Here is a 26,009-nt window from a genome sequence, read left to right on the forward strand (position 1 = left end):
TTGATGTTTGATAGTTGATAAATGATTACCGATAATTTTTATCGCAGATCATTTATCGCTTATCATGTATTAATTGAATGCTGCCGGATCAATATTTTCCGGTCGGAAGGGAAGGTTTTTAAAATCTTCTCTTGTTAGGACTACTGTTTCAGGAGTTTTGTATTTATTCATGGCTTCTACCACATCATCTGGCGGCGGTGTCATTTTTCTCAACATCATATCGATCCAGACGCCTGTTGCTTCAGCGGTTGCGCAGTGTTCTCCATCCGGAGTATAAAATTTGTGTACAAAACGATAGATGGAAGAGTCTTCTGCGCATCCGTCGATTTCCAGGCTTACGATCACGGTCTGATCGGCATAAATTTCTTTAAAAAAAGAATATCTTTCATGAAGAATTACAGGCCCGATTCCCCAGCGGCTAAGCTGGGTAACCCCCATTTTTTCTTTGGTCATAAAAGCCATCCTCGACTGAGCGCAGTACTGAACATATGATGAATTGGCTAAATGCTTGTTGGCATCGAGATCGCTCCAACGGACCTCGAATTTATGGTAGAATATCATTTACAATTTATTTTGGTGATAATTTTTCAAAATTACTCAAATAAGATGGTTTATAAAAATTGTAGTTTTGCAAAAATAATCTTGCGCATAAGATTAATAGAACTATGAGACGAATCATCATTATCGGAGGTGGCGCTGCAGGATTTTTCTGCGCTGCCAATCTTGACGAAAACCTTTACAAAATTACTATTCTCGAACAGAACTCGGATGTACTTCAGAAAGTGAAAATTTCCGGGGGAGGTCGATGTAATGTTACTCACGCCTGTTTCGATCCGAGAGAACTCGTTCAGTTTTATCCGCGTGGGAATAAGGAATTGCTGAGTGTTTTCACCAAGTTTCAGCCGGGAGATACGATGGAGTGGTTTGAAAACCGAAAAGTTTCGTTAAAGATCGAAAATGACAACCGTGTTTTCCCGGAAAGCAATTCTTCACAGAGTATTATTAATGCAATGCTGCAGGAAATTCAGCAAAAAAGCGTCGAAGTAAAAACCAAATGCTCCGTAAAAGAAATAGAAAAGCTTGACGAAAAATATATAGTTAAGACAAGTTTAGGAGATTTTGAAGCAGACTATATCGTTTACACTACCGGAAGTTCTCCGAAATCTCTGAAAATGATTGAAAATTTGGGCCATAAAATTGTTGATCTGGTTCCATCGCTTTTTACTTTTAATATCAAAGATGATCTGTTGAAAGACCTTGCCGGAACAAGTTTTGAAATGGCAGAAACCTCCATTCCTAAACTGAAAACAGAAGAAAGTGGTCCGCTGCTGATTACGCATTGGGGACTTTCGGGTCCGGCAATTCTGAAAATTTCGGCCTGGGAAGCGATTAATTTGGCAAAGGCGAAATACAATTTTGAAATTGTGGTGAATTTTATTTCTAAAGATCCTGATGAAGCTCAAGAATTGTTTCAGAAATTCAGACAATCCAACCCAAAGAAAACGATCGGGCAGTCGAAAATCTTTGATGTAACGAACCGTTTCTGGCAGAGAATTCTGGAGGTTTCGAAAGTAGATCTTAATAAGCAGATGGCGAATATTTCAGGAATAGAAATACAGACAATCATCGAAAACCTGTGCAGAAAGAAATTTCAGGTGACGGGAAAATCTACATTTAAAGATGAATTTGTTACCGCCGGAGGTGTTGATTTAAAAGAAATCAATTTTAAAAATATGTCTTCGAAAGTTTTGCCTAACTTTTATATCGCAGGAGAGGTTCTGAATATTGATGCGGTAACCGGTGGCTTTAATTTCCAGGCGTGCTGGAGTGAGGCTTGGCTGATTGCACAGGATTTGAATAAATAAATAATTATAATATGAATAAATTACTCTTACTTATTATTTTAGCCGGTTCTACAAAAGTTTTTTCACAAGAAATGATATCTTCAAAACAAGAAAATGTAATTGATGAAAATGTTTATGAAACAGCAGATAGCCAGCCGGAATACCCTGGAGGCATAAATGCATTTAGAACCAATTTTACTAAAACCTTTAATGCTTCTAACATTAATGCTACAGGTTTTATAAAATCTGAGGCTCAATTTGTAATCTCAAAAGAAGGAATGATCACCGACATCAAAATAGTAGGTGCAAATAAATCTATGAACAAAGAGATGGAACGTTCAATAAAAGCCTTGTCAAAAACAATATGGAAGCCTGCTGAAATAAAAGGGAAGCCAGTAAAATATAAATTTAAATTACCTATAACAATGAATTTATAATAACATAAATGATTTCAGTCAAAAAAAATATTCCTAAAATCCTTTTCATTCTGGGATTTGTGTATTTTTTCTGGCTGATGCTGAAAATTACATGGGAATATGTTCCGCTGAAGACAGATGTAAGTTTTTTAATGATTAAGCAAACGGAAGTCACCAGCCGTCCGGAATATCTTTATTTCTTCTATACTCACGTTTACACGAGCATTTTTGTGCTGCTCACAGGCTTTTTGGCTATTCTCAGAAAAGATTTAGGAATAAAAGACCTTCACAAAAACATTGGAAAGATCTATATTTTTCTGATTCTTTTTCTTGCGGCTCCTTCAGGTATTTACATGGGCATTTTTGCCAACGGAGGGATATGTTCTAAAATTTCGTTTGTTATTTTGGGATGTTTATGGTGGTTTTCTACGTTGAAAGCGTATCAGCTGGCGCGGCAAAAGAAATTTAGAGATCATCAACAATGGATGTGGCGGAGTTTTGCACTGACGATTTCTGCCATTACGCTGCGAATGTGGAAAGTAATTATCGTATATTTATTTCACCCGGATCCGATGGATGTTTACCAGATCATTGCATGGCTGGGCTGGATTCCCAATATTTTATTCATTGAATATTTAATTGCAAGAAAATTGCTGTGACAGTCTTGTATTATCATTAACACCAACCATATTATATGAAAATTTTAAAATTAACTTTCGTTTTCGTTTTTGCCATTGCCTTGATAAGCTGTAAAAAAGAATCAAAAGATACAAGTAGTAACAAAGACAGTCTTACCGCCAAAAAAGATTCGGTTGTTGTTCCTGAAATTTATAAAGAATATTATGGAATTTACATGGGCGACTTTGCGGGAAAGGAGATGATCACACCAGAAATCGGAGAAGAGTACGAGGGAGAAGTTTATAAGAAAATATCCCTGAAAATCAATAGAATCACGAAAGACAGTGTCTACGGACAAAGCATTGTTGATGGAAATCAAAGACCTTTTCGCGGTGTTTTTAATGAAACGTCAAAATCTTTTATCCTTGATGAGCCGGGAAATGATAAAACTGACGGAAGATTTGAGGTTAAGTTAAAAAACGACAGCCTTACCGGAACATGGAATGCATTTAATAAAACGGCAGTAAAGGCACCATCGAAAAATTTAAAACTGATCAAAAAAGAATTTGTTTACAATCCGAATTTCATGCTCGGCCCGGATAATGACCTCATCGACTGGGAAAATCCGAAGAACTTTGTTGAAAAATATACCGACGAACACACCGGTAATACAGAAACCTATACCGCTTCCAAAAACAGGGTGGCTTCTGATGCGGTATTTAAAATCAATGCATCCAAACAGAAATTAACGGAGAAAGATCTTAAGAATCTCCGTAAGCTGGATATGGAAATCATTAAAAACTCCGTATTTGCTCGTCACGGCTATTCTTTCAAAAAAGCTACCTATAGAAATTTCTTTGAGCAGACCGACTGGTATATTCCTGTTTCCAATAATGTAGATAACGATCTTACCCCTCTTGAAAAAGAGAATGTAGCCTTGCTAAACCGCTTTATCAAATACGCGGAAGACAAATACGACAGCTTTGGAAGGTAATTATATGGTAATTTCTGATTTAGTGAAAGGCAACAGAAGCAGACATCCGACCACATAACAAGCGATATCCACCCAGGAAAAAGAATTTCCCACAATAATATACATGATGCTTCCAGGCTGAAGTCCCAGCTTATCGGCAATATTGAAATATTGTGCCCATTCTATGAGACAGGAAAAAATAAAGATCCCCAAAATAAGTTTCCGGGTGTCTTTAATGATTACAAAAGATTTCACGAGTGTATAAAGCAATATCATAACGATCACATCTCCAAGATAGGCCCGGATAAAGAAAATATCTTTTAATACGGTAGCAATGAGAACTTCAATGAAGAAAATAAAAATGGAGAAAAGAAAATATTTCAGGTTGAAGGTTAATTTTATCATAGGGGAGTGCTGTTTTTCTTAACAATGATATTGAAAATTTGATCAATATATTCAATGAAAGTTTTATGCTAATTTAGGTGATTTCGGCGGCCGAAGGCCGCCGAAATCACCTAAATTAAATATTCTATCCTAAAATTTTGCATTAAATTTCGATATTAAAAAATATTTCTGCTATTTTTGCTGAAATTAATACAAGATGAGGAAAAATTATTTATTATTCACTTTATGTGTCGTGATTTCTTGCGGAACTGCAGATCAGGACACCTCGGAATTCGACAATCCGATTTTGGTAACAAAAATGGTTCAGGATGGCGACAATTTTACATTCAGCTACAGCGGCACCAAGATAACCGAAATGAAAAACACGACTGAAAACTGGACGAGAACCTTTACTTATACAGGAGACTTAATTACAAAATATGTTGATACTTTCTCCGACGGTACTTTTGATACTGTACTTCTTACCTACAACAGCAATCAGAAAATTACGAAGAAAACATCTACCTCAAGTGATCTTCCCAATTCATCGAATATCATAACGTATATTTATATAGGAAGTGATCAGATTAAAATAACACAGGCTTTTGTTTCTCCGGGGAATACGAAAACATACGTCAGGGATGCTTACACCAATTCTGATGGATCATTAAAAAACTGGACAGAAACCGTTACGGATGTTCAGCCTACAGTTACCTACACCGGAACGGGAAGCTTGCAAAATATTGTTTACGACGGAGGACATTATCCTTTCAAAAATATAACAGGCTTTACAAAAATGCTGGAAAGTGAGGACATGAACGGATCCGCAAGGAATGTTAAAGAGTATAAGAATATCATAACTTATTCCAACGGAGGCGAAGAATCAACCATTTTTAAATCGGCCTACGAGTACAATACTAAAAGCTATCCTACAAAAGCAATCCGGGATTATTATCACAGTAATAATCAGCCTTACAAATCGGAGATGACAACCTACGAATACAATCATTTATAATACAGAGCGCTTCGGCGCTCTTTTTGCTGCTAAAAAACAATCAAATATTTACGGCATGAAGAAAGTTATCTTATTTTCAATATTGTTTGTTAGTAGCTTATTGTTCTCGCAGACAGAGTACGCTTCAGTTTCACAGCTTCCGGATTATGCTGTCTTAAAGAAGAAAATGAAACTGGATGATGTCTTTACCAAGGCTGATACTCCTGCGGAATTCCCCGGCGGAATGGAAAATTTCAGACGGCAGTTTGCAGAAAAAATGGATATCATCGATGTGAAATCCAAAAGTATTGATACCCGTGTTTATTTTATTGTCGAAAAAACAGGCTATGTGAGATCTGTAGCGGCGACAGGAAGCGACAAAAAGCATTCGGATGCGGCAGAAGTAGCCGTGAGAAGGTTATTCGTAAAATGGAAACCCGCAACTATTAACGGAGAGCCGGTACGCTATCTTTATACATTTCCTCTTACGCTAAAAAAGCATTAGGTTAGAATAAAACTCACACAAGCTCATAAAAAATGATTGGTTATCCACCAATCATTTTTTTTATGGAATTAAGCTTCATTAAAGCTTCTATCGGTGTCAAAGTATTGATGTCTATTTTGGTAAGTTCTTCCCGGATATTTTCCAAAACAGGATCATCGAGCTGAAAGAATGAAAGCTGCATATTTTCTTCAGTTACCCTTTTGATACTTTCCGAAGAGCTACTCTGAGTACGGCTGGCTTCCAGAGTTTTCAGGATTTCATTGGCTCTGTTGACCACCTTTGACGGCATTCCCGCCAGCTTGGCCACATGAATCCCGAAGCTGTGTTCGCTTCCGCCGGGAATCAGTTTTCTTAAAAAAATGATATTGCCTTTATTCTCCTGGATTGAAACGTGAAAGTTTTTTACCCTGTCAAAATTCACCGTCATTTCATTTAATTCATGGTAATGGGTAGCAAACAAAGTCTTTGGCTGAGTCGGGTGCTGATGAAGGTATTCTGCTATGGCCCAGGCAATGGAAACTCCATCATATGTGGAAGTTCCGCGGCCGATTTCATCTAATAAAATTAAACTTCGTTCGGAAATATTATTCAGGATATTGGCAGCTTCGTTCATTTCTACCATGAAAGTCGATTCTCCTGCAGAAATATTATCTGTTGCCCCAACTCTTGTGAAAATTTTATCTAAAATACCGATTTCAGCATGTTTTGCCGGAACAAAACTTCCGATCTGAGCCATGAGACATACGATGGCAGTCTGACGAAGGATCGCCGACTTACCCGCCATATTCGGTCCCGTAACCATGATAATCTGCTGAGAATCTTTGTCTAAGAAAATATCATTCGGAATATATTTTTCTCCTAAAGGAAGTGCGTTTTCAATGATGGGATGTCTTGCTTCTTTTAGATCAATAGCAAAGCTTTCATTGAGAACAGGTTTTGTATAACTTTCAGAAACAGCTAATTCCGATAATCCTACTGCCACATCAAGCTGTGCAATGATATTCGAATTTTCCTGAATCTGATCCATATAAATGATCGTGTCTCCGCATACTTTTCTGTAGAGTTCATTTTCAAGGACTCCGATTTTCTCTTCTGCACCCAGAATCTGGTTTTCATATTCTTTCAGCTCTTCTGTAATGTAACGTTCGGCGTTTACCAACGTCTGTTTTCTGAGCCAGTCTGCCGGAACTTTATCTTTATGGGTATTCCGGACTTCAATATAGTAGCCGAAAACATTATTAAAATCAATTTTAAGGCTTGAAATTCCTGTTCTTTCAATTTCTCTCCGGCACATTTCATCAAGAAAACCACGTCCTTTTGACTGAAGCCCCCGTAACCTGTCGAGTTCTTCGGAGATGCCCTCTTTAATAACATTTCCTTTCGCCAGATTCACCGGAAGCTCATCATTCAGATGATTCTGAAGACATTTGATCAGTTCCTCCTGATCATATAAGGGATCCAGCCATGCCAATACATCTGCATGAGGATGAAGCAGACCTTTAATTTTATGAATATTAATTAAACTTTGGCGCAGATATCCCAATTCTTTCGGGGAGATTTTTTCGGCTGCCAGTTTTCCCATCAGTCTGTCAAGATCTGAAATGGATTTCAGCAGCTGGGAAATTTCATATTTAAGATGATCGTTTTCGTTTAAAAAATCAATTAAAGAAAGCCGTCTGTTGACTTCCCCGACTGATTTCAAAGGGAGAATAATCCTTCTTCTCAACAGTCTTCCTCCCATTGACGTTGAGGTTTTATCTATAATATCCAGTAAAGATTTGCCTTGTGGGCTGCTCGGATATACAATTTCAAGATTTCTTAAGGTAAAATGATCCATCATCAGATAATCCTCCTGAGGAATGATCTGAATTTTGGTGATGTGTGACAGTAAATTGTGATGGGTATCTTCAACCAAATAAGCGAAAATAGCACCGGCAGCAGTGATGGCCAGCTGCTGATTTTCAATACCGAAGCCTTTTAAAGAATTGGTTTTAAAATGGGTCGTAAGTTTTTCATACGCAAAGTTATATTGGAAGGCCCAGTCTTCAAGTTTAAAAGCACTCCTGTTTTTGATCTGCTCCGGGATCTGGACGCTTCTCTGATAAATAATCTCACTGGGATCAAAGGTATTGACAATATGAAGCAGCTTTTCCAGGTTTCCTTCACTTACTAAAAATTCTCCGGTAGAAACATCTACCAAAGCGATCCCGAATTTCTCCTTTTCCTTATGCAGAGAAAGCAGGAAGTTGTTCTTTTTTGAATTTAAAACCTGATCATTGAAGGTAACTCCCGGTGTCACCAATTCCGTTACTCCTCTTTTTACAATCCCTTTCACCATTTTCGGATCTTCCAGCTGGTCGCAGATCGCTACCCGCATTCCTGCCCGTACAAGTTTTGGCAAATAAGAATCTACGGAATGATGGGGAAATCCGGCCAATTCTATATGCCCTTCTCCATTCGCTCTTTTGGTAAGAACAATCCCTAAAATCTGTGACGTTCTGACAGCATCCTGACCGAAAGTTTCATAAAAATCCCCAACCCTGAATAGTAATAGCGCATCAGGATATTTCGCCTTGATGGTATTGTACTGCATCATTAAAGGAGTTTCTTTCTTCGCTGTTTTTGCCATTAAATCTGTCTTAAAATTAGGTTGGTAAAAGTATGAAATAAAATAAAAGAAGGAAAGTGTTTAAAACCCCGATGTGTGTTTTATTTCACAGAATTTTCTTGAAATCAAAATACATAAGAGACATCTCGTTTGATGAAATGTCTCTTATCGTTATGCATTTAAGTCTTGACTTAAATTAATTATTTTTAAAATGGTCTATTTTGGAAGTCCTCTTTTCAGGGCGATTTCTGCTCTTTTGATGGCTATTTTCTCTTTCCAGTCCATGTATTTCTTTTTGAAATTCTTCTTCATTATATCGTCGAATTTACGCTGAACGGTAAGATTCCATAGAGAATGTGCTTTTACGCCCCACGATTTGTCCCAGGCTCTCAGAGAAATGGAGAAACTGCCGTCGAGATACTTCATCCAGTGCCACCAGCCCGTTGGCATAAACAAGGTATCTCCATGCTCAAGGAAACATTCGATTCCTTCTACGCCATCCAATGCCGGAAATTTCGTAAAGTCGGGTTTTTCAATATTGTAATCCTCCAGGGCATAGGTTGCATAAGGAAGTTTATAAAGTCTTTCTTTCCATTTGTAATCGAAAAGAAGGATATGCTTTCTTCCGTTGAAATGGGTGTGAAAGATATGCGCCATGTCAATATCAAAGTGAAGAAATGTCTCAGACCCTTTTCCTCCGAAAAACATGGAAGGATATTTATCCAGAAACCCTCCCATTAACTCTTTGGGAGCAATATAATCGGCCAGTAATTTTTTAGCATGCTTTATAGGGTCAAAAAAGAAAATTCTCAGATCGGTGGGTTCTCTTTGGATAAGATCGATATAATCGGCAAATTTCATTTTTGCGACAGCAGCATTAATGGGAGCTGCGGGATCTGCCTTGGAGCTGTCATACAACGGAACTTCTACATCTCCTACTACTTCCTTCACGTACTCCATCGTCCATTTTTGATAAGCAGGCCACTTTCTCGCCATGTTTTTGATTACCACAGGTTTTCTTGGCTTCAGATACTTTTCAATGAATTCTTCTCTTGTAATGTCATCTACGATATCTATCGGCTTTAGATTGATTCCCATTTTTTTTAATTTAATGTTACAAAATTATTAAATAAAAATAGATGTTAACATATTTAAGCTTTTTTTAATCTATGATTCCAATCATTTTTACCTATTTGTTCTAAATAAAAATCTTTTATACAAAATACCCTGTAAAATATTACAGGGCAAAAACACAAAAATGAATAGTGCGAATCCATTCCGTGGCTAATATAAGGCTTTGATTTATAAGATAAATTTTATAGAAGTTAATAGAAATAAGCGAAAGCAAATCTTTAGGAAATATTTTTCTCTTACAGTAATTTCTGGCTTAAAATAAGAAATCAGGATTTAGTTTTTTACTAATATTTTTCTTTTTTTTAAATTTCAAAGAAATTATAACTATATTCGTAGTGATAAAGACGTTTTAACTTATTGCTTTGATATGAATCTTTAAAATTGTGTAACAAATAGCTTTAAAGACAAACTAATTGCATAAATAATAAATTATGAAATCGAAAATTACTTTATTCGTCATGATTTTTTTCTCTGTGCTGTCATTTGCACAGAAAACAGTTTCAGGAAAAATCACGGATGAAGACGGCGTTGCAATCCCCAGTGCGAGTGTAACGATAGAAGAGCCGGGAAAAGATGCCATTCTTGCCTACGCTATTACCAACTCCAAAGGAGAATACAAAGTGTCCTTTACTTCCGCAGAATCTAATGTAGACCTGAAAGTAAAGGCATTCAACCAAAGACCTTTAACCAAGCAGATCAGCAACAGCGATCAGACGGCAAACTTCAAGATGGAAGGGGAGGCCACTGAAATTAAAGAAGTGCAGCTGAAAACAAAAATGATCACGGCGAGAGGCGATACCATTGCTTACGATCTGAAAGCTTTCGACAGCAAAAGCGACAGAACGCTGGCCGATGTGATGAAAAAAATACCCGGCATCGAAGTAAATACAGACGGAACTATTCTTTACCAGGGTAATGCCATCAACAAATTTTACGTCAACGGAAAAGACCTTATGGAAGGCGGATACGGAACCATCAACAACTCGCTTCCGAAAGATGCGGTACAGAAAGTTGAGGTTCTTGAGAACCACCAGCCCGTAAAAATCCTTCAGGATAAAGTGCCTTCGGATCAGGCTGCCATTAACATCAAGCTGAAAAACTCCGTAACTATGACCGGAAGAGGCGAAGTGGGAGTGGGAGGAAGTCCTCTGCTGTGGAATGTTAAATTAACCCCCATGTTTTTCGGACAGAAAAGTCAGTGGGTCGTTAACTATAAAACCAATAATGTTGGCGAGCAGGTAGAAAATGAAGGAAATATCCTTGCATTCGGAAACAGATTTGAGGGAAGAAGAATCAATGCTTCCCAAAACGACTGGCTGAATGTAGAAAATGCAAGCACGCCCAATCTTCCGGTGAAGAGATATCTGATGAACAGCGTACATTATGTATCCGCCAACTATCTTACCAATATCGATAAAAAGAAAGAATGGGAACTGAAAGCTAATGCGAATTATACGAATAATGCAGTGGAAAGGGAATCTAGCTCTCAGTCTAATTATTTCAACGGAACATCCAATAATCTGAATATTTTCAATAACTTTTATACGGACAAGGCAAAGGGAGAATTGATATTCACAAAGAATGCAAAAAAAGGATTTTTTAAGAATACTACAAGTTTTTCTCAATACTGGAATGCAGACAGAGGGATTGTGGACAGAACGGATAATAATCAAAGACATGGAGAAGAGGCGCTGGAATCTCCTACAACATCGTTCCAGAACTCGCTAAGTACAATTGTTCCATGGAAGGAAAAAATGGTTAATGTATTGTCTTATTTGAGTTATCAAACAGACAGACAAAATTTAAGTGTTACTCCTTCATCTTATCTTGCGATTCCTGGATTTACTCCGAATCTATCGGCCGGTTCTGTTGATCAGCGCCTAAGGCTTAAAACGTTTGAAGCCAATCATTCTGCCAATATAGGATTTTCTACAAAAGGCTGGACTTTCACACCAGAAATAGGATTTAATTTTAAATCGACACAATTAGTTTCTGATCTGTCAAATATCACTTCACAAGGAACAGCGCCATTATCGCAGTACAGTAATGATCTTACTTACACCACGGCAACGCCTTACGGAAGTGTGGGTGTGAATTATAAAAATGATTCCTGGATGTTATATGCTAACTTCCCGGTAAATTCCAATAATATAAAAGCAGATGATCCTATGAGATCAGTATCTAAAGACGTAAATAAGGTAACCTTTGAACCAAGCATTTTTGCGCAATATACTTTCGCTTCTTTCTGGAAGACTTCGGTAAATGCCAATATTAATAATAATTTTGGTGAAATTAATACTGCTTATTCAGGTTTTCTGATGACTTCTCCGGCAGGGATCAATGCTATGGATCCAAAGAACCCGATCCCTCAGAATAATAATAAATCGGCAGGAACAAGAATAGAATACAGAAATCCACTTAATAACATATTCTTTAATGTTAATTATAGATTCTCCGATGCTAAGAGAAATTTGATATCGAATCCTACTATTGTTTCCGGTTACACTATAATGGGATATCTTGAGCGTGATAATCACGTACTGACGAATGGATACAGTACTGAAATTGGAAAATATTTCCCGAAATTCAAGACTAATGCTTCCGTAAGCTATAGCAATAACAACACAAAGTCTGATGTAATTTTGGATGATAAATCTTATACCAATAAAAATAATGGTCAGTCATTTGGGGTGAAGTTTAATAATACGTACTTCAGCTGGATGAGTATTGATTACAATGCAAAATTTACAAGAACCAAGCAAAACAGTTCCGGAGAAGTAGATACCAATGCTACGACAACAGGATTCAACCATAATCTTGCTTTGTTCTTTTATCCTATCGAAAATCATACAATTGGGTTCAATTGGGATCAGGTTAATACCAATACAACTAACCAAAATTACCATAATGGATTCTATGATGTTTCTTATCAGTTCACATGGGCTAAAAAGAAAATTGATTTTGAACTGAAGTGGATAAATATTGCCAATAAAAAAGTATTTGAAACTTTTGATATTGATACTTTCAAAACAACCGCTACCAGGTTCCAGCTTCGGCCAAGTCAGGTAATGTTTACCGTAAAATTCAACTTTAAATAAAAAAGCAAAACCAATCTCACTGAGGTTGGTTTTTTTATGTTTAAAAGCTTTTTGGTTAAATTTCACTATTCTCGTGCATCATGCTATAGAAATTCGGGAAACGAAGTTGTACGGTTGTTCCCTGGTTTTCGTATGAGCTTACAATCAGTTCGCCGTGGTGCATTCTTACGATATTCCGGGCCAATGGGAGGCCGATTCCATAGCCTTCATAATTGTGCGTGTTGGAGGCTCTAAAAAACGGATCGTAGATTTTATTCATTTCTTCCTGCGGAATTCCGATTCCATTATCTTTAATAATGATATAAACATCATTGTCCGTCGCTCCGAGCGAAACTTTTACCTGCTGAAAATTAGAATATTTACAACCGTTCTGAATAATATTGGTAACCGCAAGATGAAGAAGCTGCTCATTACCTTGTACTTTCAGCTTTTTAGGATTATCAGGAAGCATACTGATATCAAGATAAATGTTGTTTCTTGAATCGATTCTGCGTAGCGTCTCAATAACATCCCAAAGAAGCTGATCCATCCTTACCTTATCCATTTTCTGGATCTTACCGTCGAATCCGGTCTGCGCGATCATCAGCAATGCTTTGATCTTTTTGTCCAATTTTTCGGCTTCATCCAGGATGATTCCAAGAGTTTCCTTGTATTCGCTGTTAGTTCTTGAGATCGAGAGTGCTACATCTGCTTCTCCCATAATAGACGTTAAAGGGGTTCTCAGTTCATGGGAAACATTTCCGATGAGGTGGTTTTGGGTTTCAAAAGAAGTCTCGATACGATTCAGCATATCGTTGAATGTTTCTACCAGTTCGTTGAGTTCTTTATTGTCGGGCTGAGGTTCCAGTCTGAGGTGAAGGTTTTCTGAGCTGATTTCCTTTACTTTACCTGTGATTTTTAAAATTGGTTTAAACAATGTTTTCGACAGATAAAAAGAAAAAATCATACTGAAAAACAGAGACAGAACGATACAGGTGATTAATGTTCTTTTCAGAAAGCCGAGATAATAAACCACATAATGGTTTTTTGCCGAAGCGATAGCGATATAGCTTTTATCATCATGCCGGAAGGTCTGACCTATATAGTAAAATTCTTTATCATTATAATTGGCCTCTCCTTTTTTTACAATATTCCTGAAAAAAGATCCCGGAATATGGATTTCCTGAGAGATTTTATTGAAATTGGAATCGGTGGGAACCGCGAAAACATAGTCTCGCTCCATGGGAAGTTCTTCATCATTCAGGCCGTTCAGAATATAATTTTCCGGGAGATCCAGATTATCCTTGCTTTTCTCAACCTGTATGATCGTCGTGGTACGTATTTTTAAAAGCTCATAAAACCGTTGGTGAGAGAAATTAACAATCGAAAAATATACCAAACCACTGAAAAGCAGAATGATAGCTGTAAAAACCAGCATCAGGAGAACCATGGTTTTGGTTTGGTTGGTAATAACTTTATTGAACATCTGTTATGGCTTTTTTAAAACATATCCCATTCCTATAACGGTATGGATGAGTTTGTTATCTTCCTGATTGTCCAGCTTTTTCCTTAGGTAATTAACATAAACATCTACAACATTAGTTCCCAGTTCATAATTAACGCCCCATACAGCATCCAGAATTTCCGCCCTGGAAATCACCTTTTCAGGGTTATTCAGGAAATACATCAGCAGTTTATATTCTGTTGAGGTAAGCGAGATTTCTTCATTGTTTCGGGTAACCTTCTTAGTATAATCATTCAGAATAAGATCTGAAAACTGGTAGATATGTTCTTGGTCTACTTCAGGCTCAGGAATTTCCGGATTACTTCCGTTGCTGCTTCTCCTTAAGAGCGATTTCACACGAGCGACTAATTCAATGAATTTGAAAGGTTTTACAAGATAATCGTCGCCTCCGTTTTCGAGTCCCAGCACAATATTTTCCGAAGTTCCGAGCGCCGTCAGAAAAAGGATCGGAACATGTTGATTGGTCTTCCGGATTTCTTTGCAGACATCAAGACCGTTCATTTCCGGGAGCATAATATCCAGAATCACCAGATCAAAATCGCTCGACTCCACCATCTGAACGCCTGTTTTTCCGTCAAAAGCTACCGAAATTTCATAGCCGTTTTCCTGGAGTCCTTTTTTGATAAAGGATACTACGCTTGTTTCGTCTTCGATGAGAATGATTTTTTTCATTGGAGTAAGGAATTATACAAAAATAGAAAAATTAAATAACCAGAAAAATTGCTTATCGAAGTTGGATGGTAATTATAATGAGTGTATCTCGGATCTGAATGTTCTTAAAAGAATTTTTAGAATATTGTATAAATGAACATCGGATGGATTCACAGATAAGAAAAATTTAAATCGAACTTTCTAAAGGAGAATTCTAATAAACTTCTAATATGAATTTTTAGTATAAAAAGAATGCGGGTGAATGGATAAAAACAAAAAACCTCTGTTAACCGAAGTAACAGAGGTTTTTTAGTACCCCGGGCGGGACTTGAACCCGCACGCCAAAAGAGGCACAGGATTTTAAGTCCTGCGTGTCTACCAGTTCCACCACCAGGGCAGGCGTGGAGCGAAAAACGGGATTCGAACCCGCGACCCCAACCTTGGCAAGGTTGTGCTCTACCAGCTGAGCTATTTTCGCAAACTGTGCGGATGAAGGGACTCGAACCCCCACGCCTCTCGGCACCAGATCCTAAGTCTGGCGTGGCTACCAATTACACCACATCCGCGTTGTTTTTTATTTCTGAACTTATTTTAAAGAACTTCTCTCGTTTTCAGTGGTGCAAAGATAGAATAATTTCTTTTACCTCCAAAATTTTCAATAAAAAAAATTAAAATTTTTACATTTTTTATGTCCGACCCCCTTTATTACATTTCATTTTATTACTTTTACATCGTTAATTAATATGATATGGAATTACAAGGAACTGTAAAGAAACTTTTTGATGCTCAGACTTTTGCGAGCGGTTTCCAAAAAAGAGAAATGGTTATTTTAACGCAGGAGCAATATCCGCAGCCGATAAACATAGAATTTTTGTCTGATAAAATCAGTTTATTGGATAATCTGAAAGAAGGCGAAAATGTAAAGGTAGGAATCAACATCAGAGGAAGAGAATGGGTTTCTCCACAAGGTGAAACTAAGTACTTCAATTCGATTACAGGATGGAGAATCGAGAAAGTTTCTGACAATGCTTCAGAGCCTACACAGGCAGCACCTTCTCAGTCTGCATCCTCTGTTTCCAATGAAAATCCTTTCGCCGGAGACGATGATGACGATTTGCCTTTCTAAATTAAAAAATACTATTGAAATACAAATCCTGCTTTCTTAAGTGGGATTTTTTTTCCTGAAAAATGATTCGACTAGACGAAAATGAGATTTCTTTTCCCGATCCGGAAGTGTATGACGGCCACGAAGGAATAATTGCTTTTGGTGGCGATCTGTCGGTAGAAAGAATTTGGTTTGCCTATCAACACGGTATTTTCCCTTGGTACAATCCGGGTGAAGAGATTCTTTGGTGGTGTCCTGATCCGAGGTTTGTACTGTTTCCTGATGAGATAAAGATATCAAAATCAATGAAGAAAATTCTGAACCGGGGAACTTTTACATTTTCTGAAAACAAAAACTTTGGGGCGGTTATAAAAAACTGTCAGGAAATCAGCAGAAACGGACAGGCCGGAACCTGGCTGTCAGATGAACTGATGGAAGCTTTTATTAAACTTCATGAATACGGCCTAGCAAAAAGTATAGAAGTCTGGCAAAATGATGAGCTGGTAGGTGGTTTTTATGGTCTGCAGATCGGAAATGTTTTCTGTGGCGAAAGTATGTTTGCTAAAGTAAGCAATGCTTCAAAAGCCGGATTTATCCATTTTGTTGAAACCCATAAAAATAAATTGGAACTCATTGACTGCCAGTCTCACACCGATCATTTGGAAAGTCTTGGTGCGAAAATGATTCCCAAGCGGGAATTTTTGAAAATTTTACATAAAAACAATGAACACCGATAGAGAAAAATGGATTCTTCTGGTCTTCCTGAGTATTATCTGGGGATCTTCTTTTATTTTAATTAAAAAATCTCTTGATCACTTTAGCCCGTATCAGGTAGGAGCATTGAGAGTGCTTATTGCCGGAATTATCCTGATGCCTATTGCGGTTTCAAAATATAAACTCTTTCCGAGAAAACATCTGAAATGGTTGTTGCTGGCTGCTTTCACGGGGAATTTTATTCCAATGTTTCTTTTTCCTATCGCTGAAACTGAAGTCAGCAGCAGTATTGCAGGGATTGTTAACTCAATGATGCCGATCTTTGTGATCATTGTCGGAGCTTTAATCTGGAAGTTTGAGACGACAAGACGACAAATTACGGGAACTTTGATAAGCTTTACCGGCGTTTGCCTGCTTGCTTTCGGAGGTAATGCGGAAAGCGGTACATTTAAGCTGATTCCTATTTTGTTGCTGTTGCTGGCTACCCTGTGTTATGCAGTAAGTACAACAACCGTAAAATCTAAATTAATGGAGGTTTCTTCCACGGTTTTATCAGCTTTTGTCTTTTCGTTTGTATTGTTCTTTCCATCATTGATTGCGCTTGCATTTACGGGATTTTTCTCAACTTTCAGTTTTGACGAAGATCATCTGACGGGACTGATGTTTGTAAGTTTGCTGTCGATTTTCGGAACCGGACTGGCTATGATGATGAATTATCGTTTGCTGAAAGTCTCTTCTCCGTTATTCGCTTCCACAGTTACGTTATTGATGCCTATTGTTGCGATTATATGGGGAATTCTCGATGGCGAAAAATTATCTGTTCTGCAGTTCGCCGGAGCAGGAATCATTATTGCAGGACTGATCTTTTTAAGAAGTAAACCTGGTGTTATAAAAAAATAAATCCCACTTTCTGTGGGACTATTTTATGGTAGGTTTAAAGATTTACGTTTAAATTGAATTACCCTTCAGAATTTTTCTTTTTTACCCGGGCTTTTACCTTTTTCACTTCATCTTTGATAAAAGGATATTTCTTCTGCATATCCGAAACCAGAGTAGGGTCCAGCTCCAATGCATGAAGCAGCATTTCATTGCCTTTTTCCTGATCTTTCAGGTTGAGATAACAATTGCTCAGCTGATAGTATAATTCCGCTCTGTGATGCGATTTTAAAGCATTATTTAAAACCAAAATGGCTTCCTCATATTCGCCTAGCAACATCAGAACTTCAGAATAAGCATACCAGTTATAAAACCTTGAAGGTTCTGTTTCCACCAACTTTTTAAGGCAGGCAAGACTTTCCTCAAATTTTCCGGCATCAATGAACAAAAATGCTAATCTTTTCTGGTAATCGAGATTGTTTTCATTCAGGTGAGTCGCTTCTTTTGCAAAATGCAATGCTTCTGTCATACCCCCCATTTCTTCATAAATATAAGATTGCTCCATCATCGCAAGATAAAACTGAGGGTCTTCTCTTAATGATTTCTGAAAAGCATTTAAAGCAACAATCGGTTGTTTTAGAGCTTTATAGCAAAGTCCTATTTTATAAAATGTAAATGCCTTTGTGTATTCCAATTCAAGCATTTCTTCATAAACGGCAATCGCTTTTTTATAATCACCCAACGCTTCATAGCAGGCTGCCTTATTGGCATAAACACCTACAGAACTTGAGTTGATGGCGAGTAAATAATCGTAGCCTTTGATGGCTTCTTCGTAATTTTTCCTGTTAAAGTAAAATTGTCCGTACTCAAACCAGGCAATTTCTGAATAGGCATATTCATCCAGATATTCATTCAGAAAGGCAATTGCCTCATCGCTCTTATTCAGGTCTGAAAAGCAAACCATACAGTTTTCCAACGCATAATCGTCGGTTGGATCTTCTTTAAGGGCTTTTCTGTAGTGTTTAAGGGCGTTAAAAGGATCTCCAAGATTCACATATTCATCGGCAATAAAGTTGTGAAGAAAGTTTTCTTCTTCTTTCAGTTCTAATGCTTTCTTACAAATGTCAATCGATCTTCTCGGGTTTCCCAGATTCGAATAATACTTCGCGTAGCAGACCAAAAAGTCTGTGTTTTCCATAGAAGAACCTTTCAGCTCGTCAATCAGCTCTTTTGCGGTATTATAATCTTCCCATTCCAAAAGAATTTCAAGCTTTTTGATCTTGATGTCTAAGGAATTGGGATGAAGCTTCAGTCCATAATTCACTGCAGTATCTGCATAATTAAAGTCTCCAAGCTCCAGATAATAAACAATAATGTCTTCCAACTCTTCTGTATCAAAGTAGAATTCATCATTATTTTCCATCATTTCCTCGAACTTTTTTACAAGTTCATTTCCAAAATATTCTTCCAATATAAAACAGTTTTAAGATTTAAGACCAGAGATATGAGATGTACAAATACTCGCTTCTGAAAATCTTAGTTTTAAATTTAATAATAAATACGATTAAAATGATGAAAAGGTTGTAACTTTTATTAAATCAAACTATTGATTTTAGCTATCATCTCATCACCTAACCGGTCGGCTTCCTCTTGTGATTTAGCCTCTGTATAAATTCTGATAATAGGTTCGGTATTCGATTTTCTTAAATGAACCCAATTGTTTTCAAAATCTATTTTTACGCCGTCTACCGTAGATACCTCTTCATTTTGATATTCTTTTTCCATTTTAGTTAAAATATCATCTACATTAATCTCAGGAGTCAGCTCTATTTTCTTTTTACCCATAAAATAGCTTGGGTATCCGGCTCTTAGTTCAGAAACCGTTTTGTTTTCTTTCGCCAGATGTGTTAGAAACAAAGCTACGCCAACTAAAGAATCTCTTCCGTAGTGAAGGTCAGGATAGATAATTCCTCCGTTTCCTTCGCCGCCGATCACTGCATTTTTCTCTTTCATTAAATTGACCACATTGACTTCTCCCACCGCACTGGCAAAATATTCAGAATTGTGATTTCTGGTGACATCTCTCAGTGCGCGGCTTGAAGAAAGGTTAGAAATGGCAACCCCGTTTTTATTTTTTAATAAATAATCTGCTACGGCAACCAGCGTATATTCTTCCCCAAACATTTCACCTTTTTCGTCGATGAGCGCCAGTCTGTCCACATCAGGATCCACTACGATTCCAAAATCTGCACCTTCTTTTTTTACCAGCTCACAGATGTCTCCTAAATGTTCTTTCAACGGCTCCGGATTGTGAGGGAAATGTCCTGTCGGCTCGCAATATAATTTTACCGTTTCACAACCAAGCTTATCCAACAACATCGGAATGGCAATACCTCCGGTTGAATTAACAGCATCTAAAACTACTTTGAAGTTTTTAGCTTTAATGGCTTCCACATCGACCATCGGTAAATCCAGAATCTGCTGAATATGAATATCAAAAGCATCATCTCTTGTTTCATATTTTCCTAAATCATCAACTTCCGCATAATTGAAATCTTCACTTTCTGCAAGCGCCAAAACTTCCGCACCATTTTCCCCGCTGATGAATTCTCCTTTGTTATTGAGTAATTTCAGGGCGTTCCACTGTTTTGGGTTATGGGAAGCTGTCAGGATAATTCCGCCATCGGCTTTCAGTTCAGGGACCATAATTTCTACGGTTGGCGTGGTGGATAATCCCAAATCAACAACATTAATTCCCAATCCCTGCAGTGTTGCGGTAACCAGAGAGGAAACCATCTGCCCGGAAATTCTCGCATCTCTACCGATAACGAGAGTAAGGTCCTTTTTATTGTTGTTATTCTGAAGCCAGGTTCCGAATGCGGAAGCAAATTTCACCACATCAAGCGGTGTAAGATTATCGTTTACTTTTCCTCCGATCGTTCCACGGATTCCTGAAATACTTTTTATTAGTGACATTTATTTTTTCTTAGTTTGTTTTAGAATTTTCTTTTCATCTCCCTCCAGTTTCCGCTGCACTTTTTTGATATCTTCCAATGCGGGTAGGCTTTCAGGTTTTATGCCTCTTTCTCCTAATATTTTTCTTACCGCCAAATTATTTTCTATATGTTCATCGGTAATCTGAGAATCTCCATTCAGATCTTTTTCAACAACATTATGACTGGTCAGTTCGGCAGCAAAGTCTTTGGCTTTTATCGTTAATGTCGGGAGAAAATCAGCTAGTGGACGTGCTTGGGGAACTCCCATTCTTTTCTTCATATCATTTGTTGTAAAACCACCGAACAAAGCCTGGTCGCCTTTAGAAATAAATTCTTTTTTCATATGTTCCTGTGTATTTTTTACAAAAATAAGTAAAAACTGAATCCTGATAATGTTTAGTTTTCCACAAGAACATTATTTTTTTATGAACAACCGCAATCTTTGTCGCAGTTTGTCCTTTTGGAGCTGAATTTTTTCGGCGCAAAATTCTTTTTAAGTATTCTGAACAAAGAATAACAGGCAAATGCCACAACCACAAGAACAATGACGTATTGTAATAGTAAGGAAGAATCCATTATTTCAATATTTGATAAGCAAACATGGACACAAAATATGCCAAACCTGTCATCATCGCAACCTGAAAAGCTGTCCATTTCCAGCTTTTGGTTTCTCTGTAGACTACTGCAAGCGTAGATACACACTGCATTGCAAACGCATAAAACAAGAGAACTGAAATACCTGTCGCAAAGCTGAAAACTTTTTCGCCATCCGGCTTCACATCTCTTCTCATTTTATCAATCACTTTCACTTCGGGAGCGTCATCTTCAAGGCTGTATAACGTAGACATCGTTCCCACAAAAACCTCTCTTGCAACAAAGCTGGTGAGAATTCCAACGCCCATTTTCCAGTCGTAGCCGAGAGGAGCAATTACCGGTTCTATTCCTTTTCCCATTTTGGCAAGGTAAGAATGATCAAGCTCGACGTTGGTCGCTACAAACTGATCCGGCTTTTGTTTGGGACCGAAATAGCTTAAAAACCAGATGATAATGCTTACGATGAAAATAATTTTCCCTGCTCCCGTAATAAAGTCCCACACTTTCCCCAAAACCATTTTAAAATCGTATCCGAAAAGGGGCTTTTTATAGGTAGGGAGATCCATTACCAGGTAGGTTTTTCCTTTATTTTTAATGAATTTATTAAGAATTGCTGCTGAAAATAAAGCCACTACAAAGCCTAATAAATACATTCCCATTAATACCAGGGCTTTATATTTTATTCCTAAAAATGCTCCGTCTGAAATAATTAGTCCGATAATAATACTGTAAACCGGAAGCCTTGCGGAACATGTCATAAAAGGTGTAACCAGAATCGTTAATAATCGTTCTTTTACATTTTCTATATTTCTCGTCGAAATGACTGCCGGAATTGCACAGGCTGTACCAGAAACCAAAGGGACAATACTTTTTCCGTTTAACCCGAAAGGACGTAAAATCCTGTCCATCAGGAAAACGACTCTTGCCATGTATCCCGAATCTTCAAGCAGATAAAGGAAATATAATAAAATCCCGATCTGTGGCGCAAAGATCACAATTCCCCCAATTCCCGGAATAATTCCGTTGGAGATCAGGGAGTTTAAAGGTCCTTCAGGCAAATGCTCTCCTGTAAATGCGGAAAGCCATGCAAAGAAATCGTCAATCCAGTTCATCGGATATTCTGCAAGGAAGAAAACGCTTTGGAAAATGATTAATAAAATCATCATGAAAACGACGTATCCCCAGAATTTGTGAACGAGTATTTTGTCCAGTTTTTCTGTTAATAGCTCCTTAAATTGAGGTTTTTTAGAAATAACATCTGATAATATCTTGTCAATATGCTGATATCTTCTTACGGTTTCCTGCACCTGTAGTCTTTTCGGAACCAGGCTTTTTGAGTCGGGTTCATTGATCTGTTCAACAACAGAGCTTATTCTTTCAAGATCTGTTCCCAAGGATAAACCCAGCCATGCTTTGTATTCATTATCAATACCTTTGTGGGCGGCAACTTTCTGAATAAAATCTTTATGCTCGGCAGGTGTTTCGAAGGATTGAACGGATGTTTTAACGAAATCATTCTGTAAAACAGCTTCTTTTATTTCCTCAATACCAATCTGTTCCTTGGCGTTGGTCTGAATTATTTTTATCCCTAAAGCTTCTGAAAATTTCTGAATATCAATGGAAATTCCTCGTCTCTGAGCCTGGTCAATCTGATTAACCACCAAAATCATAGGAATCCCAAGATCCTGAATCTGCTGAAATAAAAGCAGGCCTCTTTTCAAGCTTAACGCTTCAAGAATGTAAATGACTCCGGCATAATCTTTCTGATTATCCATCACAAATTTTGAAAAAATGGCTTCATCCTCCGAACTTGGATAGATGCTGTAAGATCCCGGAAGATCTACCACTTCCACTTCTTCATTTTTATACGTATAGTATCCGGAATGGCTGGCTACCGTCACTCCCGCATAATTTCCTGTCTTCTGCTTTTTGTTGCAAAGCGCATTGAAAACCGTTGATTTCCCGACATTAGGATTCCCAACTAAAAGCACCTGTTTTTTATGATTTCCCTGCATCAATTCAATTCTTCAACAATAATAAAGTTGCCTTCTTCTTCACGAAGGGCAATGCGGCTTTTTTCCTCTCCGAATTCCACATACATGGGTCCTTTGAAGGGCGCCTGATACAGAATCCTGAATGACGTTTCCGGAAGAAGCCCCATTTCAATGATTTTGTTAGGCATTTTAAGGCTGTCGTTATCATACCCTAAAATCTTTCCCATCCTGTTTTTAGGAAATTCACTTAATTTATGTAAACCCATCTCTTTCAAGAGCCAAAATTTTGTATGCAAATATACGCTATTTAAATTTAATCTAAATAACAAGTTTGTATGAAAGAAATCAACCCAAATACAATTTTGCATTTGGGTTGATCCAATATAATTAGTTATGAATGTTGTTAATCTGCTCTTCCTACTTTTTCAACCTTTCCTACTTTCACCTTTTCGTAAGGTTCTTCAATCGGGTTATTGTTGGCATTGAAGAAATCTTTGTACATTTTTTCCTGCTTCTTCATCATATCTCCGATGGTTCCGTCCATTCCCGGAATTGTTTTAGACATGATTTCCTGTGTCATCATAGGTCTGGCTGTTGCAAAAGGATCTTTCTTGAAATCACTAAATGTTTTTTCAAATTTCTCTCTTGGCATATCCGTTACTTTCAGAGACATATTGGAAATTTTTTCAGAATAAGAAAGTTCTTCCCAATTCTGAACCTTTTTATTTCCCTGCAATACCCAAGAATAATTTTTACCTTCGTCTTCAATTTTTACAATAAGTCCTGGCAATCCTGAAAATTTATAAGGCCCATCCTGGAAGGGTAGTTCCGTGCTGAACCAGGCTGTCCACTTTCTTCCTCCGAAATCTACCGTTGCTTTTTGAGCATTATAGGGTCCTATTTTCTCCTTTTCATTAGAAATCTTCCAGTCAAACTTGATGGTTTCATTATATGCAATAGCCATCGGCGTAAAACCGCTTGCTATTCTTTCCACATACTGAACTTTCATATCAGGATAGTGCTTTACAATCTTTTCTGAAAATTTTGGCATCCTGATCGTTTTTGACAGGTCTTTGAATACTCCGGACTTCTGCATGGCTTCAATCTGAACTTTGATAATGGAATCTTGTCCTATCACTGTGTAATCTCTGTAAACGGATCTGTCTTTAACAATATCCAGTGCGGTCAGTACTTTTTCAACTTTGGCAGAATCTTTTTTAGGCTTAAAGGTAAGCTCATAAAAAAAACGGTTGGCGGTTTCTTTGGAATCATTGTCCTGAGCGCTTGCTAAAGCAAAAAGAGCGATAAAAAATATTGAAAATAGCTTTTTCATTGTTTTTCTGATGTTTATACAGTATTAGTTAATGATGTCCTGTTTTTGTTACAGTTTTTTGTATTCTTTTTTTCAGAAAACAATATTCTAATGTGATTTTAATCTCTTTAATCACATTTTAATTTCATTCCAAAGAACTTTTAATATGGTCATTTTAGTTTTGTATCATCGAAAAAGATAAAATACGAACCTAAATCTTAAAAATATGAACAGAACGATTTTAATAGCCACGGATTATTCTCTTGAATCTTTGAATATTCTTAAAAAGGTAATGAGAGAGAAAGACGCTTCGGAAGACCAGAATCAGTATAATATTCTTTTGGTTTCAGGATATGATACAGGAGATTCTATCAGGGATCTTTTGTTTAATACGAAAAGCACAATTTTTAATAAACTTCGTCCGCAGGAATTTTGCGAGGCTTTTGGAATTATTAAAAATAAATATCCACACCTGATCAATAAAATTGTGTGTGATATTTTCACAGGAAGTTTCCAGAGAACATTTAACAATTATGTGAAGGCTGAAAATATTGTGGAAGCGTACTATTCGCCGTCAATCAAAAGTAAAGGGGAGGGGAAATTTGATCTTATTCCCTATATCAAAAAGTGTAAAGATCTTAAAAGTCATGAAATTTCTGTTGAGATCCAGGAGCGCCTTCCGGAAAAAGGAAGACTGGCTGAAATCTTTGCGGAAGCATAAAAATCATAATTAAAATTAAAGAAAATGTTAAGGAATTATAGTAACAGCAGGACGTTGGGAGACAACATAAGACTGGGAGCGCTGACTGCCTTTACGGCAGGTACTATAAATATTGCTTCTCTGTTGATATTCCTCTCATTTACGTCAAACGTGACGGGGCATTATGCGATTCTGGCAGCAGAAATCAGCAAGGCAAACTGGGCGCAGGTTGCTGTAGTGGGATTGTGGATCTTCCTGTTCTTTTTCGGAGGATTTGTATCGAATTTTATTGTGATTAATTTCAATAAAAAAAGTAAATATTTTGCACACGCAATGCCTTTGATTCTAGAAATAGCCTGTCTTTTGTTTGTGGGAATCTACGGACAGTTTTATTATCGGAAAAGCCTTGAAGAAACTCAGTATTTGGTGGCGGTAATGCTTTTTGCCACAGGTCTGCAGAATGGGTTAACGGCAAGTATCTCCAACTTTTCCGTCAAGACTACGCATCTTACAGGGACTACGACCGACCTGGGAATTCTTTTCTCTATGTTTACCCAGAAAAAATTCAGAAAAAATGGAGAACTGGTAGGAAGAGCCAAACTCCTGATGAGCATTATGCTTGCCTATGTTTTTGGAGCAGTCTTTTCAGGGCTCACTTATTATTATCTGGAATTCCGGGTTTTCTATGTGATCAGCCTGTGTTTATTAGTCGTGATTGGATATGATGCCTACAAAATTCATCTCAGACATTTTAATACCCAATACAGATATAGTAAAATTTATAAAAAGCCTAATCTGCTGGCCTTTCTGTATGATAAAATTCACGGGTCTTCCGAGGTGAAGCAAAAAGGAGAAAAAAAACGAAAGCTTATTTTCGAAGAATAACACCTGTTCAAGAAGACTTATATTTAAAAGAGATAAATATCAGTATTAATTTTGTGTAAACTAGCTGTGAATCAATCCTCTAATTGTGTAGTGCAATTGGGGGA

General features: G+C 37.4%; 23 protein-coding genes, 3 tRNA genes and 1 pseudogene. 12 read left to right on the plus strand and 15 right to left on the minus strand.

The features are described from left to right. Positions 1-69: 69 nt before the first annotated feature. Entirely contained in the window at positions 70-561 is a 492-nt protein-coding gene (locus ACWNCI_RS15055) for an acyl-CoA thioesterase (RefSeq protein WP_449388930.1), read from the minus strand. 104 nt (positions 562-665) lie between these two features. Between ACWNCI_RS15055 and ACWNCI_RS15060 the strand changes: the two genes are divergently transcribed. The 4 genes from ACWNCI_RS15060 to ACWNCI_RS15075 are packed head-to-tail and all read left to right on the plus strand — an operon-like array spanning position 666 to position 3,872. Further along, positions 666-1,865, plus strand: a complete 1,200-nt coding sequence (locus ACWNCI_RS15060) for an NAD(P)/FAD-dependent oxidoreductase (RefSeq protein ID WP_449388931.1) — start codon at positions 666-668, stop codon at positions 1,863-1,865. 11 nt (positions 1,866-1,876) lie between these two features. Next, positions 1,877-2,281, plus strand: a complete 405-nt coding sequence (locus tag ACWNCI_RS15065; RefSeq protein WP_449388932.1) for a hypothetical protein — start codon at positions 1,877-1,879, stop codon at positions 2,279-2,281. Positions 2,282-2,289: 8 nt separating this feature from the next. After that, positions 2,290-2,919, plus strand: a complete 630-nt coding sequence (locus ACWNCI_RS15070) for a DUF2306 domain-containing protein (RefSeq protein ID WP_449388933.1) — start codon at positions 2,290-2,292, stop codon at positions 2,917-2,919. Between the two features lie 35 nt (positions 2,920-2,954). Next, positions 2,955-3,872, plus strand: a complete 918-nt coding sequence (locus ACWNCI_RS15075) for a YARHG domain-containing protein (RefSeq protein ID WP_449388934.1) — start codon at positions 2,955-2,957, stop codon at positions 3,870-3,872. Here ACWNCI_RS15075 and ACWNCI_RS15080 read toward each other — a convergent pair whose 3' ends face one another. Beyond that, the gene (locus tag ACWNCI_RS15080; protein WP_449388935.1) at positions 3,873-4,256 is read right to left on the minus strand and encodes a ribosomal maturation YjgA family protein; all 384 of its coding nucleotides are present in this window, start codon (positions 4,254-4,256) and stop codon (positions 3,873-3,875) included. Positions 4,257-4,452: 196 nt separating this feature from the next. On the opposite strand from ACWNCI_RS15080, the gene ACWNCI_RS15085 reads away from it, so the two are divergent. Together ACWNCI_RS15085 and ACWNCI_RS15090 are read left to right on the plus strand one after the other, a co-directional pair. After that, positions 4,453-5,250, plus strand: a complete 798-nt coding sequence (locus tag ACWNCI_RS15085; RefSeq protein WP_449388936.1) for a hypothetical protein — start codon at positions 4,453-4,455, stop codon at positions 5,248-5,250. 55 nt (positions 5,251-5,305) lie between these two features. After that, a complete protein-coding gene (locus tag ACWNCI_RS15090) occupies positions 5,306-5,734 on the plus strand; it encodes an energy transducer TonB (RefSeq protein WP_449388937.1) in 429 nt (142 codons plus the stop codon). Between the two features lie 40 nt (positions 5,735-5,774). Here ACWNCI_RS15090 and mutS read toward each other — a convergent pair whose 3' ends face one another. Both mutS and ACWNCI_RS15100 read right to left on the minus strand, forming a co-directional pair. After that, a complete protein-coding gene (gene mutS, locus ACWNCI_RS15095; RefSeq protein ID WP_449388938.1) occupies positions 5,775-8,363 on the minus strand; it encodes a DNA mismatch repair protein MutS in 2,589 nt (862 codons plus the stop codon). A 195-nt stretch (positions 8,364-8,558) separates the two neighbouring features. Next, on the minus strand, positions 8,559-9,440 hold the full coding sequence (locus tag ACWNCI_RS15100; protein WP_449388939.1) for a cupin-like domain-containing protein: 882 nt from the start codon (positions 9,438-9,440) through the stop codon (positions 8,559-8,561). A gap of 467 nt (positions 9,441-9,907) precedes the next feature. Between ACWNCI_RS15100 and ACWNCI_RS15105 the strand changes: the two genes are divergently transcribed. Then, complete coding sequence (locus ACWNCI_RS15105) at positions 9,908-12,574, plus strand: carboxypeptidase regulatory-like domain-containing protein (protein ID WP_449388940.1); 2,667 nt, start codon at positions 9,908-9,910, stop codon at positions 12,572-12,574. Positions 12,575-12,629: 55 nt separating this feature from the next. On the opposite strand, the gene ACWNCI_RS15110 is transcribed toward ACWNCI_RS15105, so the two are convergent. From ACWNCI_RS15110 to ACWNCI_RS15130, 5 genes are all read right to left on the minus strand, one after another. Then, the gene (locus tag ACWNCI_RS15110) at positions 12,630-14,039 is read right to left on the minus strand and encodes a sensor histidine kinase (RefSeq protein WP_449388941.1); all 1,410 of its coding nucleotides are present in this window, start codon (positions 14,037-14,039) and stop codon (positions 12,630-12,632) included. Between the two features lie 3 nt (positions 14,040-14,042). Continuing rightward, on the minus strand, positions 14,043-14,750 hold the full coding sequence (locus ACWNCI_RS15115) for a response regulator transcription factor (RefSeq protein ID WP_346983558.1): 708 nt from the start codon (positions 14,748-14,750) through the stop codon (positions 14,043-14,045). Positions 14,751-15,042: 292 nt separating this feature from the next. After that, positions 15,043-15,126: transfer RNA gene (locus ACWNCI_RS15120), tRNA-Leu, on the minus strand. A gap of 5 nt (positions 15,127-15,131) precedes the next feature. Continuing rightward, positions 15,132-15,207: transfer RNA gene (locus ACWNCI_RS15125), tRNA-Gly, on the minus strand. Positions 15,208-15,213: 6 nt separating this feature from the next. Then, positions 15,214-15,295 (minus strand) — tRNA-Leu (locus ACWNCI_RS15130). 182 nt (positions 15,296-15,477) lie between these two features. Here ACWNCI_RS15130 and ACWNCI_RS15135 point away from each other — a divergent pair. The 3 genes from ACWNCI_RS15135 (at position 15,478) to ACWNCI_RS15145 (ending at position 17,448) form a co-directional block, all read left to right on the plus strand. After that, on the plus strand, positions 15,478-15,855 hold the full coding sequence (locus ACWNCI_RS15135; RefSeq protein ID WP_042722786.1) for a DUF3127 domain-containing protein: 378 nt from the start codon (positions 15,478-15,480) through the stop codon (positions 15,853-15,855). A 62-nt stretch (positions 15,856-15,917) separates the two neighbouring features. Next, positions 15,918-16,571, plus strand: coding sequence for a leucyl/phenylalanyl-tRNA--protein transferase (gene aat, locus ACWNCI_RS15140; RefSeq protein ID WP_449388942.1), 654 nt, complete (start codon positions 15,918-15,920; stop codon positions 16,569-16,571). Then, on the plus strand, positions 16,558-17,448 hold the full coding sequence (locus tag ACWNCI_RS15145) for a DMT family transporter (protein WP_449388943.1): 891 nt from the start codon (positions 16,558-16,560) through the stop codon (positions 17,446-17,448). The genes aat and ACWNCI_RS15145 overlap by 14 nt, the downstream gene beginning before the upstream one ends. A 58-nt stretch (positions 17,449-17,506) precedes the next feature. On the opposite strand, the gene ACWNCI_RS15150 is transcribed toward ACWNCI_RS15145, so the two are convergent. From ACWNCI_RS15150 to ACWNCI_RS15175, 6 genes and pseudogenes are all read right to left on the minus strand, one after another. Continuing rightward, entirely contained in the window at positions 17,507-18,895 is a 1,389-nt protein-coding gene (locus ACWNCI_RS15150) for a tetratricopeptide repeat protein (protein ID WP_449388944.1), read from the minus strand. Positions 18,896-19,017: 122 nt separating this feature from the next. Next, on the minus strand, positions 19,018-20,400 hold the full coding sequence (glmM, locus tag ACWNCI_RS15155; RefSeq protein WP_449388945.1) for a phosphoglucosamine mutase: 1,383 nt from the start codon (positions 20,398-20,400) through the stop codon (positions 19,018-19,020). Beyond that, positions 20,401-20,745 (minus strand): annotated as a pseudogene (locus ACWNCI_RS15160) (DNA damage-inducible protein D); the annotation flags it as partial. Between the two features lie 250 nt (positions 20,746-20,995). Then, entirely contained in the window at positions 20,996-23,029 is a 2,034-nt protein-coding gene (gene feoB, locus ACWNCI_RS15165; protein ID WP_449388946.1) for a ferrous iron transport protein B, read from the minus strand. Beyond that, on the minus strand, positions 23,029-23,274 hold the full coding sequence (locus tag ACWNCI_RS15170) for a FeoA family protein (RefSeq protein ID WP_449389501.1): 246 nt from the start codon (positions 23,272-23,274) through the stop codon (positions 23,029-23,031). The genes feoB and ACWNCI_RS15170 overlap by 1 nt, the downstream gene beginning before the upstream one ends. Before the next feature lie 137 nt (positions 23,275-23,411). Further along, complete coding sequence (locus ACWNCI_RS15175) at positions 23,412-24,341, minus strand: GLPGLI family protein (protein WP_449388947.1); 930 nt, start codon at positions 24,339-24,341, stop codon at positions 23,412-23,414. A gap of 205 nt (positions 24,342-24,546) precedes the next feature. Here ACWNCI_RS15175 and ACWNCI_RS15180 point away from each other — a divergent pair, with 205 nt between their 5' ends. Continuing rightward, positions 24,547-25,041, plus strand: coding sequence for a hypothetical protein (locus ACWNCI_RS15180; protein ID WP_449388948.1), 495 nt, complete (start codon positions 24,547-24,549; stop codon positions 25,039-25,041). A gap of 24 nt (positions 25,042-25,065) precedes the next feature. After that, positions 25,066-25,905, plus strand: coding sequence for a YoaK family protein (locus ACWNCI_RS15185; RefSeq protein WP_346983549.1), 840 nt, complete (start codon positions 25,066-25,068; stop codon positions 25,903-25,905). The last annotated feature ends 104 nt before the right edge of the window (positions 25,906-26,009 follow it).

The sequence above is a fragment of the Chryseobacterium lineare genome, assembly GCF_977014045.1.

Excerpts from the sequence above, each read along its gene's own strand:
- ACWNCI_RS15055 (WP_449388930.1), bottom strand. The coding sequence starts at position 561 with ATGATATTCTACCATAAATTCGAGGTCCGTTGGAGCGATCTCGATGCC.
- ACWNCI_RS15060 (WP_449388931.1), top strand. The coding sequence starts at position 666 with ATGAGACGAATCATCATTATCGGAGGTGGCGCTGCAGGATTTTTCTGC.
- ACWNCI_RS15065 (WP_449388932.1), top strand. The coding sequence starts at position 1,877 with ATGAATAAATTACTCTTACTTATTATTTTAGCCGGTTCTACAAAAGTT.
- ACWNCI_RS15070 (WP_449388933.1), top strand. The coding sequence starts at position 2,290 with ATGATTTCAGTCAAAAAAAATATTCCTAAAATCCTTTTCATTCTGGGA.
- ACWNCI_RS15075 (WP_449388934.1), top strand. The coding sequence starts at position 2,955 with ATGAAAATTTTAAAATTAACTTTCGTTTTCGTTTTTGCCATTGCCTTG.
- ACWNCI_RS15080 (WP_449388935.1), bottom strand. The coding sequence starts at position 4,256 with ATGATAAAATTAACCTTCAACCTGAAATATTTTCTTTTCTCCATTTTT.
- ACWNCI_RS15085 (WP_449388936.1), top strand. The coding sequence starts at position 4,453 with ATGAGGAAAAATTATTTATTATTCACTTTATGTGTCGTGATTTCTTGC.
- ACWNCI_RS15090 (WP_449388937.1), top strand. The coding sequence starts at position 5,306 with ATGAAGAAAGTTATCTTATTTTCAATATTGTTTGTTAGTAGCTTATTG.
- mutS (WP_449388938.1), bottom strand. The coding sequence starts at position 8,363 with ATGGCAAAAACAGCGAAGAAAGAAACTCCTTTAATGATGCAGTACAAT.
- ACWNCI_RS15100 (WP_449388939.1), bottom strand. The coding sequence starts at position 9,440 with ATGGGAATCAATCTAAAGCCGATAGATATCGTAGATGACATTACAAGA.
- ACWNCI_RS15105 (WP_449388940.1), top strand. The coding sequence starts at position 9,908 with ATGAAATCGAAAATTACTTTATTCGTCATGATTTTTTTCTCTGTGCTG.
- ACWNCI_RS15110 (WP_449388941.1), bottom strand. The coding sequence starts at position 14,039 with ATGTTCAATAAAGTTATTACCAACCAAACCAAAACCATGGTTCTCCTG.
- ACWNCI_RS15115 (WP_346983558.1), bottom strand. The coding sequence starts at position 14,750 with ATGAAAAAAATCATTCTCATCGAAGACGAAACAAGCGTAGTATCCTTT.
- ACWNCI_RS15135 (WP_042722786.1), top strand. The coding sequence starts at position 15,478 with ATGGAATTACAAGGAACTGTAAAGAAACTTTTTGATGCTCAGACTTTT.
- aat (WP_449388942.1), top strand. The coding sequence starts at position 15,918 with ATGATTCGACTAGACGAAAATGAGATTTCTTTTCCCGATCCGGAAGTG.
- ACWNCI_RS15145 (WP_449388943.1), top strand. The coding sequence starts at position 16,558 with ATGAACACCGATAGAGAAAAATGGATTCTTCTGGTCTTCCTGAGTATT.
- glmM (WP_449388945.1), bottom strand. The coding sequence starts at position 20,400 with ATGTCACTAATAAAAAGTATTTCAGGAATCCGTGGAACGATCGGAGGA.
- feoB (WP_449388946.1), bottom strand. The coding sequence starts at position 23,029 with ATGCAGGGAAATCATAAAAAACAGGTGCTTTTAGTTGGGAATCCTAAT.
- ACWNCI_RS15170 (WP_449389501.1), bottom strand. The coding sequence starts at position 23,274 with ATGGGTTTACATAAATTAAGTGAATTTCCTAAAAACAGGATGGGAAAG.
- ACWNCI_RS15175 (WP_449388947.1), bottom strand. The coding sequence starts at position 24,341 with ATGAAAAAGCTATTTTCAATATTTTTTATCGCTCTTTTTGCTTTAGCA.
- ACWNCI_RS15180 (WP_449388948.1), top strand. The coding sequence starts at position 24,547 with ATGAACAGAACGATTTTAATAGCCACGGATTATTCTCTTGAATCTTTG.
- ACWNCI_RS15185 (WP_346983549.1), top strand. The coding sequence starts at position 25,066 with ATGTTAAGGAATTATAGTAACAGCAGGACGTTGGGAGACAACATAAGA.